Genomic DNA, 9,696 nt, shown 5'->3' on the forward strand with positions numbered 1-9,696 from the left:
GAAACACGATGAGCGACGACAACCTGAGCGCGGTATTGCTGGAAAAGCGCGACCGAGCCTTCTGGATCACCATCAACCGCCCCGACAAGCGCAACGCGATCAACAAGGACGTCATCGAAGGCATCCGCGAGGGATACCGCCATGCCCATGCCGACCCCGAGGTGCGCGTGATCGTCCTCACCGCGGCCGGCGACAAGGCCTTTTGCGCCGGCGGCGACCTGCAGCCGGGCGCGAGTTTTGCCTTCGACCTCTCGCGGCCCAACATCGACTACGCCGACATGCTGCGCGAGGCGCAGGATTCGACGTTGCCGAGCATCGCGCGTATCAACGGCGTGTGCATGGCCGGCGGGCTTGGTCTCTTGTGCATGACCGACATGGCGATCGCCGCCGACCACGTGCAGTTCGGCCTGCCCGAGGTCAAGATCGGCCTGTTCCCGATGCAGGTGCTGAGCCTGCTTCAGCGCATCGCGCCGCGCCGCACGGTGCGCGAATGGTGCCTGACGGGTGAACCCTTCGATGCCGCCGAGGCGAAGGAGGGCGGGCTGCTCAACTACGTGGTGCCGGCCGCCGAACTCGACGCCAAGACCCAGTGGCTGGTCGACCGGCTCGCCAGCAAATCGCCCACCGCGATCCGCCGCGGGAAGTACGCGATGCGCGCGCTCGAGGCCATGTCCTTCGACGAAGGCATCGCCTACACCGAGAGCCAGATCGCCCTGCTCGCGATGACCGAGGATGCCAAGGAGGGCTTGGCCTCGTTCAACGAGAAGCGGAGGCCGACATGGACCGGGCGCTGACCGGCGCGCCGACCGACCGCAGCGCCCATGCGGTCGGCCTGCACGAGTGGTTCGCCCGTCGCGCGGGCAGGGTGCCGAAGCAGCCGGCGCTGAGCTGCGACGACGTGCGCTGGACCTACGGCGAACTGCAGCAGCGCATCGAAGCCATGTCGGCGGTGCTGGCCGCGGGCGGCGTCGCGCCCGGCGACCGGGTCGGCTACCTGGGCCTCAACGACCCGATGTTCGTGGTCGTGATGTTCGCCACCTCGCGGCTCGGCGGCGTGTTCGTTCCGCTCAACTTCCGCCTCAGYGGACCCGAGCTGGCCTGGATCATCGGTGATGCAGGCATCCACACGCTGGTGGTCTGCGAGGCGCATGTGCCGGTGATCGACGGCGTGCGTGGCACGCTGGCCTGCAAGCGATTCATCCATCGCGCCGCCGGCGCGCCGGGCTGGGAGCCGGCCGATGCGCTGATGGCGCTGGCCCAGTTGCCGCCCGCCGCCGTGCCTGCGACCAGCGATGCGGTCGCGGTGATCATGTACACCTCGGGCACCACCGGCCATCCGAAGGGCGCGATGCTGACGCACGGCAACTTCTGGGCCAACAACCTCAACGAGATGCTGTTGTGGGACATGGTGTCGACCGACGTCACTCTCAACTTCGCGCCGATGTTCCATGTCGGCGGCCTGTTGTGCGGCAGCCTGGCGACGCTGCTGGCGGGCGGGCACCTGGTGCTGCAGCGCGCCTTCGATGTTGCGGCGGTGCTGCAGGCGGTGCGCGAGCACCGCGTCACGGTCAGCTTTGCGGTGCCGGCGATGCTGCTGTTCATCAGCCAGCATCCGGACTTTGCCGAGGCCGACCTGAGCTCGCTGCGCCTGATCGCGGTCGGCGGCGCGCCGATGCCCGAGCCCTTGCTGCGCCTCTATGCGGCGCGCGGCGTGCCGGTGCACCAGGGTTACGGCATGACCGAGACGGCCTCGATGATCACCTTCCTGAGCCCCGACCGGGCGGCCGACAAGCTCGGTTCCAGCGGCACGCCGCCTCTGCTGACCGAGATCAGGCTGATCGACGCGGTGGGCGAGCCGATCATCGAGCCCGGTGTCGCGGGCGAGGTCTGCGTGCGCGGCGCCAACGTCATGGCCGGCTACTGGAAGCAGCCCGAGGCCACGGCCGCGGTGTTCACGCGCGACGGCTGGTTCCGCAGCGGCGACGTCGGCTATCGCGACGCCGAGGGCTTTCTCTTCATCTGCGACCGGCTCAAGGACATGGTCATCAGCGGCGGCGAGAACATCTACCCTGCCGAGGTCGAGAGCGTGCTCTACGACCACCCCGACATCGCCGAGGTGGCGGTGATTGGCGCGCCCGACGAGCGCTGGGGCGAGCGCGTGGTGGCGGTGGTGGCGGCCAAGCCGGGCAGGGCGATCACGCTCGAAGGCTTGCAGGYCTTCGCCGAGACGCGGCTCGCGCGCTACAAGCTGCCGCGCGAACTGCGGCTGGTCGATGCGCTGCCGCGCAATCCAACTGGCAAGGTGCTCAAGGCTAAGTTGCGCGTGTCTTCATCGGGAGAAGCAGGATGAAACCGAGCACATCGGGTCGCCCCCGCAGCGAAACAAAGGAGGAGGCGAAGCCGGGGGACATTCGCGGAGGGAGCCACCCGGTGGCCTCGGCACGCGCCCCAAAGGCCGAACTCAAGCTGCGTGTCATGAGCAGTGGGTCGCGTACAGCGCGGTGGAGCCACTGACATGGCCGGCCCCGACGCCGCCTTCTGGCAAACCCGCTTCGAGACCGGCACCACGCCGTGGGACCGCGGCGCCCCGAGCCCGCAACTCCTGCGTTGGCGCGACGCCGGTGCCTTCACGGCCGGAAGCACGGTGCTGGTGCCCGGCTGCGGCAGCGGCTGGGAGGTCGCCGAACTGGCGGCAGCGGGCGTCGAGGTCACCGGGCTGGACTACGCCGACGCGGCGGTCGATCGCACCAGGCAACGGCTGGCCGAGCGCGGCATGCAGGCCCAGGTTCTTCAGGTCGACGTGCTGCAGTGGTCGCCGGCACATCCGGTCGACACGGTCTACGAGCAGACCTGCCTGTGCGCGCTGCATCCGGACCATTGGACCGCCTACGCCGCGCAGCTGCACGCCTGGCTGAAGCCGGGCGGCCGGCTGCTGGCACTCTTCATGCAGGCGCCGGCGGCCGGCGCGCCCGACGGTTTCGTCACCGGGCCGCCGTACCACTGCGACATCCACGCCATGCGCGCCTTGTTTCCATCGACGCGCTGGTCGTGGCCCAAGCCACCCTACGAGCGCGTCAGCCATCCGCTGGGCGCGCACGAACTCGCGTTGCTGTTGACACGCCTCTGAGGCGAAAAGGACATTTGATGGACTTCAGTCATTCCGAGCGTTCACTGGCCTTGCAGCAGAGCGTCGAGGAATTCATGCAGGCGCATGTCTACCCGGTCGAGAACGCCTACTACGACGAGGTCCGCGAGAGCGGCCACCCGTATCGCACGCCGCAGGTGCTGCAGGCGCTCAAGGCCAAGGCGCGCGAGGCCGGCCTGTGGAATCTCTTCCTCTCGGGCACGCACGGCAGCGGCTTGAGTAACCTCGAGTACGCGCCGGTCAAGGAGATCATGGGCCGGGTGCTGTGGGCGCCCGAGATCTTCAACTGCTCGGCGCCCGACACCGGCAACATGGAGGTGCTGGCCAACTACGGCACCGAGGAACAGCGCGCGCAATGGCTGGCGCCGCTGATGGCCGGCACGATCCGCTCGGCCTTCTCGATGACCGAGCCGGCCGTCGCGTCGAGCGATGCGACCAACATCCAGTGTGAGATCCGGCGCGACGGCGACGACTACGTGATCAACGGCCACAAGTGGTTCACCTCGGGCGCCCTCAACGAAGACTGCACGCTGCTGATCGTGATGGGCAAGTCTGCGCCCGACCACCCCGAGCGGCACAAGCAGCAGTCGATGATCCTGGTGCCCAAGGCCACGCCTGGCGTGCGCATCGTGCGTGACCTGACGACCTTCGGCTACGACGACGCGCCGGTCGGCCATCCCGAGATCGTCTACGACAACGTGCGTGTGCCGGCCTCCAACATCCTGCTGGGCGAGGGCCGCGGTTTCGAGATCGCGCAGGGCCGGCTCGGGGCCGGCCGCATCCACCACTGCATGCGGCTGATCGGCTGCGCCCAGCGCGCGCTCGAGCTGATGTGCCAGCGCGCCAGCACCCGCGTGGCCTTCGGCCGGACGCTGGGCGAGCAGGGTTCGGTGCGCGAGGACATCGCGCATTCGTACTGCGAGATCGAGCAGGCCCGGCTGCTGACGCTGAAGGCGGCCGACAAGATGGACCGCGAGGGCAACAAGGCCGCGCGCGACCTGATCGCGGCGGCCAAGATCGTGGTGCCGAGTATGGCGGCGCGCGTGATCGACCGCGCGATCCAGGTCTTCGGCGGCGCCGGCGTGTCGCAGGACACCTTCCTGCCGCGGGCCTATGTCTATGCGCGCTTCATCCGTATCGGCGACGGGCCCGACCAGGTTCACTTGTCGGCGGTGGGCAAGCAGATGCTGCAGCGCCACGGCGCGGCGGCCAGCGTGCAGCGATGAACGGATCGGTCGTCAGCGCGCCGCCGCTCGACCTCGGGCGGCTGGGCGCCTGGCTGCAGGCCGAGGTGCCCGCATTCCACGGCCTGCGGAAAGCGGAGCGCCTGGTCGGCGGCAACTCGAATCCGATTTGGCAACTGCACGCGGACAGCGGCCGCTACATCCTGCGCACCCAGCCGGCCGGTGAGCTGCTGAGGTCGGCCCATGCGCTGGACCGCGAGTTCCGGTTGCTCAGCGCGCTGCATGGCACGGCGGTGCCGGTGCCGAAGATCCATGTGCTGTGCAACGACCTCGATGTCGTCGGCGTGCAGTTCTACCTGATGGATTTCATCGAGGGCGTGGTGCATCGGCACGTGGCCTTGCCCGAGTTGCCGATCGGACGCCGGCGCGCGGTCTACGCCGCGGCCATCGATGCGCTGGCGGCGATCCACCGCAGCGACATCGACGCGCTGGGCCTCGCCGACTTCGGCCGGGCCGGCAACTACTTCGAGCGCCAGTTCCATCGCTGGCGCCAGCAGTACCGCACCGCGATGCCCGAGGGCGACCCCGACATGGAGCGCTTGATCGCCGCGCTCGAACGCGCGATGCCGCACGGCGCCCATCCGGTGGTGCTGCTGCACGGCGACTCGCGGCTCGACAACCTGATGTTCGCGGCCGGCGACGAAGGCCATCCGCGCGTCGTCGCGGTGCTCGACTGGGAGCTGTCGACCCTCGGCCATCCACTGGCCGACCTGGGCCAGTTCCTTGCCGTGCAGGAATTGCCCGCCGACTACCTGCTGCCGGGCCTGGCCGGCGTTGACCGCGCCGCTCATGGTCTAGCGGAAGAGACCGAATTGCGCGAGCGCTACTTTCGCGCCACGGGTGCTGGTGCCGCTACCGACCTGCGTTTCTACAAGGCCTTCGCGATGTTCCGCCAGGCCGCCATGTCGGCCGGCCTGCGCCGCCGCGCCGCGCTGGGCACGGCGGTGGCCGAAAGCGCGCTGCATTTCGGCAACACGATGGCGGTGTTCGCCCGCGTGGGGCTCGGCATCCTCGACCGCCCCGACTGATCCACAAGGACCGCCATGCCCGTTCCCACCAACCCCTTCGGCCTGCACAGCAAGGTCGCGCTGGTCACCGGCTCGACACACGGCATCGGTGCCGCTACGGCCCGCGTGCTGGCCCAGGCCGGCGCCCACGTGCTGGTCAGCAGCCGCAAGCCCGACGAATGCGAGCAGGTGGCCCAGGCCCTGCGCGACGAGGGCCTGAGCGCCGAGGCGCGGGCCTGCCACATCGGCCGCATGGAGGACATCGCGGCCATGTCGGCGCATCTCGCGACCGCACACGGTGGGCTCGATATCCTGGTCAACAACGCGGTGCTGAGCCCGTGGCGCAGCATCGAAGACACCGACCCTGCGCTGTTCATGAAGACCGTGGAGGTCAACCTGCGCGGCTACTGGTACCTCTCAGTGGAAGCGACCCGGCTCATGAAGCCGCGCGGCAGCGGCAGCATCGTCAACATCTCGTCGCTGTCGGCCTGGCACCCGGAGAAGATGCTCGGCCTCTACGGCACGCTCAAGACCGCGCTGCTCGGCATGAGCCGGGCCTTCGCTCTCGAATACGGCGAGTTCGGCATCCGCGCCAACACCGTGCTGCCGGGCGTCATCGACACCCGGCTGGCGCAGGCCTTCGACGGCGAGGCGCGCGAGCGCATCCTGAAGAAGACGCCGGTGCAGCGGCTCGGCCTGCCCGAGGAGATTGGCTACGCGGTGCTGTACCTGAGTTCGCCGGCCGGCGCCTTCGTCACGGGCGCCAGCCTCGCGGTCGACGGCGGCATGTCGATCTCGATGATCTGAAACCCCCTTTTCTCCAAGGAATCCCTTCCATGAAAGCAGTGCTTGCCAAGCGCCACGGTCCGCCCGAATCGCTGGTGATCGAAGAAGTCGCGTCGCCGGTGCTCGGCAACGGCGAGGTACTGGTCTCGGTGCATGCCAGCGCGGTCAATTTTCCTGACACGCTGATCATCGAGAACAAGTACCAGTTCAAGCCGGCGCTGCCTTTCTCGCCTGGGGGCGAGGTGGCGGGCACGGTCAAGGCCGTGGGGCCGGGCGTCGAGGGCTTCGCGGAGGGCGACCGCGTGATCGCGGTCTGCGGCTGGGGCGGCTATGCCGAGGAGGTGGTGACCGACGCACGCAAGCTGGTGCGGCTGCCGGTCGGCATCGCGATGGAAGCGGCCGCCGCGCTGGTCATCACCTACGGCACCTCGCATTACGCGCTCAAGGAGCGCGCCGAGATCCAGCCCGGCGAGACGCTGCTGGTGCTCGGCGCGGCCGGCGGTACCGGCATCTCGGCGATCGAACTGGGCAAGCTCATGGGGGCGCGCGTGATCGCCGCCGCGTCCTCCGAAGAAAAGCTCGCCCTGTGCCGCCAGGCCGGCGCCGACGAGACGATCAACTACGCCACCGCAGACCTGCGCGAGCGGCTCAAATCGATCACGGGCGGACGCGGCGTCGACGTGGTCTATGACCCGGTCGGCGGCCCCTACACCGAGCCCGCGCTGCGCAGCATGGCCTGGAAGGGCCGCTACCTGGTGATCGGCTTCACCACCGGCGAGATCCCGCGGCCGCCGCTCAACCTCGCGCTGCTCAAGGGCTGCGCGATCGTTGGCGTGTTCTATGGCGGCTTCGCCCAGGCCGAGCCGCAGCGCTACGACGAACTGATGCAGGAACTGCTGGGCTGGCTGGCCGAGGGACGCATCCGACCGATGATCACCGGCCGTTATCCGCTAGAGCGCGCGGCCGAGGCGCTGCGGCTGGTGGCCGACCGGCGAGCCACCGGGAAGATCATGTTGAGCACGGCGCTGGGGCGGAAGTCGGCACCGAACTGAGCCGGGTGCGATTTGTCTACGAAGAGACTACAATTGGTCTTGATATAGACAAAGGGGGTGGCCATGTCAGCTTCAGCTTCGAGCGTCCTCGTCTATCGCAGCGCCGATGGCGTCGATGCCTACGTGCGTGCCGTCTCCAGCGCCACGCCGATGGAAATCGTCGAGATCGAGCGGCTGGGCGTGCAGGGCAGCTTCATCAAGGACCTGTCCAAGCGCATGGACGTCGCGACCTCCCGCATCTTCACGATACTGGGCGTGCCCAAGGCCACAGCCGAGAAAAAGGCCGCGGCCGGCGAGCGGGTGACCGGACGCGGCGGCCAGGCGGCGGTTGGCATGATCAAGCTGCTCGGCATCGCGCAGGGCATCGCCGACAACAGCACGGCGCCGGAGGCCAAGGGCTTCGATCCCGCGCATTGGCTGGGCCTGTGGATCGAGCGGCCGCAGCCCGCCCTCGGCGGCCGCAAGCCGGCGGACCTGATCGACACGCCGACCGGCGTCGAGGTCGTCGCCCGCCTGCTGGGTTCCATCGAGAGCGGCGCGTACCAGTGAAACTGTGGCGCATCGCCGCCGAGACGCGCCAATACCCTGCCGACGATCGCAGCGGTGCCGGCGCTGCCAGGAACCCGGGCCGCTGGAACGACGTCGGCGAGCCCGTGCTCTACACCGCACCGTCGATTTCTCTCGCGGTGCTCGAGACCGCCGCCCACATCGACGACGCCGGACTGCCGTTGAACCGGTATCTCGTCGAACTCGATGTGCCCGACGCGGTCTGGGCGCGGCGCGAAGAGACCGACTTCGCCGCGTTGCCGCCCACCTGGTCGGCCGTCCCGGCCGGGCGCGCGAGCGTCAAGGTCGGCTCGGCCTGGCTGGCGTCGCTGCGCTCGCCGATCCTGCTCGTGCCTTCGGTCGTCGTGCCGGAGGAGCGTGCCGCGCTGGTCAATCCGCTGCATCCGGACTGCCGCAAGATCACGGCGCGCGTCGTTCGGCTGTTCGAATACAACCGTCTCTTCAGGGCGTCCTGAGAAGGGCCGTCAGGCGCCGCCGTCCAGCCCGTCCTGCCAGCGCCGCATGCCGCGCAGCCAGCGGTCGGTATCGGCCGCCTTGCGCTGCATCTGCTCGCGGATGAAGGGCTGCGGCAGGATCAGGAAGCGCTCCTCGCGCAGGCCCTCGACCACCGACTCGGCGACCGCGTCGGCGCTCACGATGCCTTCGGCCATCAGCGCGCGGCGGGCTGGCGCCTCGGCGCCGAGCAGCGGCGTGTCGACCCCGCCCGGGCACAGGCAGCTGACGCCGATGCCGCGCCCGCCATAGGTGATCGACAGCCATTCGGCAAAGGCCACTGCGGCGTGCTTGCTGACCGCATAGGGCGCATCGAACTGCGACAGCAGCCCGGCCGCCGACGCGGTCTGCAGCAGGTAACCACTGCCGCGCGCCAGCATGCGCGGCAGCAGCGCGCGGGCGGCGTGCACATGGGCCATCAAGTTGACCGCCATCACGCGCTGCCAGTCGGCATCGGGCAGCTCCGGCCCGCCGTGGGCCGTGATGCCGGCGTTGGAGCAGAACAGGTCGATCGGACCATGCCGGGCCTCGGTCTGGTCGATCAGGCGCAGCAGCTCGGCCTCGACCGTGACGTCGACTCCGGCCGCATGGGCGCCGATGCCTCCGGCCAGCTCCGCGGCCTGCGCACCGTGGCGGTCCGCGACCAGCACGGTCCGCGCGCCTTCGCGCACGAAGCGCCGGGCCATCGCGGCCCCGATGCCGCTGGCGCCACCGGTGACGATCACCACCTTGTCCTTCAGTTCCATGGCCCGAGCCTAGGCGAGGCAGGGCGGATTCGTCTTGCGCCCAGAGGCTGCAGGTCAGCGGCTAGACGCAAGAAAGTTGCCGCCCGCGCCACCAGACTGCGGCCATGCCCGCCCGCTTCGAAACCCCCGCCCAATGAAGGCCGCCGTCTTCCGCGGCAGCGACCGCCTGCTGGCCATCGAGGAACTGCCGCTGCCCCAGGCCGGCGCCGGCGAGTTGGTGCTGCGGGTGCACTACTGTGGCGTCTGCGGCTCCGACCTGCACGCCACGCATCCGGGCCTGTTCACGGTCAAGGAGGGCACGGTGCTGGGCCACGAGTTCGCCGGCGAGGTTGTTGAGAGCGGCGCGGCCGGCTGGAAGGTCGGCGAGCGCGTCACCGCGCTGCCCAACAATGCCTGCCGGAGCTGCACCGATGAGGGTTTTCGGGAATGCCGCGAGGGCCTCGGCATGATCTGCCCGAACAACCGGCTGACCGGCTTCAGCCCGAACCGCCCCGGCGCGTTGGCCGAATACGTCAAGGTGCCGGCCGGCCAGGCAATCCGGCTGCCCGGTGCGGTGAGCGCCCGCGAGGGCGCCCTGATCGAGCCGCTGGCGGTCGGGCTGCATGCGGTGCAGTCGGGCCGGGTCGGGCTCGGCAGCAAGGTGCTGGTGATCGGCGC

Annotated in this window: 11 protein-coding genes; 10 read left to right on the plus strand and 1 reads right to left on the minus strand. The window is 69.5% G+C overall.

The window, feature by feature from the left end; genetic code table 11:
* Positions 1–8: 8 nt before the first annotated feature.
* From AC1DY5_RS03810 to AC1DY5_RS03850, 9 genes are all read left to right on the plus strand, one after another.
* Positions 9–794 carry an enoyl-CoA hydratase/isomerase family protein gene (locus AC1DY5_RS03810; RefSeq protein WP_478108692.1) on the plus strand — a complete coding sequence of 262 codons (786 nt, stop codon included), beginning with the start codon at positions 9–11 and terminating at the stop codon, positions 792–794.
* Positions 779–2,350, plus strand: a complete 1,572-nt coding sequence (locus AC1DY5_RS03815) for an acyl-CoA synthetase (protein ID WP_478108694.1) — start codon at positions 779–781, stop codon at positions 2,348–2,350. The genes AC1DY5_RS03810 and AC1DY5_RS03815 overlap by 16 nt, the downstream gene beginning before the upstream one ends.
* Before the next feature lie 165 nt (positions 2,351–2,515).
* Positions 2,516–3,127: a methyltransferase domain-containing protein gene (locus AC1DY5_RS03820; protein ID WP_478108698.1), complete on the plus strand. Its 612-nt coding sequence runs from the start codon at positions 2,516–2,518 to the stop codon at positions 3,125–3,127.
* 17 nt (positions 3,128–3,144) lie between these two features.
* Positions 3,145–4,371 (plus strand): acyl-CoA dehydrogenase family protein, encoded by a 1,227-nt coding sequence (locus tag AC1DY5_RS03825; RefSeq protein ID WP_478108701.1) that lies wholly within the window; start codon positions 3,145–3,147, stop codon positions 4,369–4,371.
* Positions 4,368–5,417 (plus strand): phosphotransferase family protein, encoded by a 1,050-nt coding sequence (locus tag AC1DY5_RS03830; protein ID WP_478108703.1) that lies wholly within the window; start codon positions 4,368–4,370, stop codon positions 5,415–5,417. The genes AC1DY5_RS03825 and AC1DY5_RS03830 overlap by 4 nt, the downstream gene beginning before the upstream one ends.
* A gap of 15 nt (positions 5,418–5,432) precedes the next feature.
* Positions 5,433–6,203, plus strand: coding sequence for a glucose 1-dehydrogenase (locus AC1DY5_RS03835; RefSeq protein WP_478108705.1), 771 nt, complete (start codon positions 5,433–5,435; stop codon positions 6,201–6,203).
* 29 nt (positions 6,204–6,232) lie between these two features.
* Positions 6,233–7,234: an NADPH:quinone oxidoreductase family protein gene (locus tag AC1DY5_RS03840; protein WP_478108707.1), complete on the plus strand. Its 1,002-nt coding sequence runs from the start codon at positions 6,233–6,235 to the stop codon at positions 7,232–7,234.
* 63 nt (positions 7,235–7,297) lie between these two features.
* A complete protein-coding gene (locus AC1DY5_RS03845) occupies positions 7,298–7,783 on the plus strand; it encodes an antitoxin Xre/MbcA/ParS toxin-binding domain-containing protein (protein ID WP_478108709.1) in 486 nt (161 codons plus the stop codon).
* Positions 7,780–8,256, plus strand: coding sequence for an RES family NAD+ phosphorylase (locus tag AC1DY5_RS03850; RefSeq protein ID WP_478108711.1), 477 nt, complete (start codon positions 7,780–7,782; stop codon positions 8,254–8,256). The genes AC1DY5_RS03845 and AC1DY5_RS03850 overlap by 4 nt, the downstream gene beginning before the upstream one ends.
* Positions 8,257–8,265: 9 nt before the next feature.
* Here AC1DY5_RS03850 and AC1DY5_RS03855 read toward each other — a convergent pair whose 3' ends face one another.
* A complete protein-coding gene (locus AC1DY5_RS03855) occupies positions 8,266–9,039 on the minus strand; it encodes an SDR family oxidoreductase (protein WP_478108714.1) in 774 nt (257 codons plus the stop codon).
* 133 nt (positions 9,040–9,172) lie between these two features.
* Here AC1DY5_RS03855 and AC1DY5_RS03860 point away from each other — a divergent pair.
* Positions 9,173–9,696, plus strand: a 524-nt coding sequence (locus AC1DY5_RS03860; protein WP_478108716.1) for a zinc-dependent alcohol dehydrogenase, incomplete at its 3' end; no start/stop codon positions are given.

Source organism: Variovorax sp. P4_D9, assembly GCF_056401695.1.

Coding starts and splice junctions, on each gene's coding strand:
- AC1DY5_RS03825 (WP_478108701.1), top strand. CDS start 3,145: ATGGACTTCAGTCATTCCGAGCGTTCACTGGCCTTGCAGCAGAGCGTC.
- AC1DY5_RS03820 (WP_478108698.1), top strand. CDS start 2,516: ATGGCCGGCCCCGACGCCGCCTTCTGGCAAACCCGCTTCGAGACCGGC.
- AC1DY5_RS03845 (WP_478108709.1), top strand. CDS start 7,298: ATGTCAGCTTCAGCTTCGAGCGTCCTCGTCTATCGCAGCGCCGATGGC.
- AC1DY5_RS03810 (WP_478108692.1), top strand. CDS start 9: ATGAGCGACGACAACCTGAGCGCGGTATTGCTGGAAAAGCGCGACCGA.
- AC1DY5_RS03840 (WP_478108707.1), top strand. CDS start 6,233: ATGAAAGCAGTGCTTGCCAAGCGCCACGGTCCGCCCGAATCGCTGGTG.
- AC1DY5_RS03855 (WP_478108714.1), bottom strand. CDS start 9,039: ATGGAACTGAAGGACAAGGTGGTGATCGTCACCGGTGGCGCCAGCGGC.
- AC1DY5_RS03830 (WP_478108703.1), top strand. CDS start 4,368: ATGAACGGATCGGTCGTCAGCGCGCCGCCGCTCGACCTCGGGCGGCTG.
- AC1DY5_RS03835 (WP_478108705.1), top strand. CDS start 5,433: ATGCCCGTTCCCACCAACCCCTTCGGCCTGCACAGCAAGGTCGCGCTG.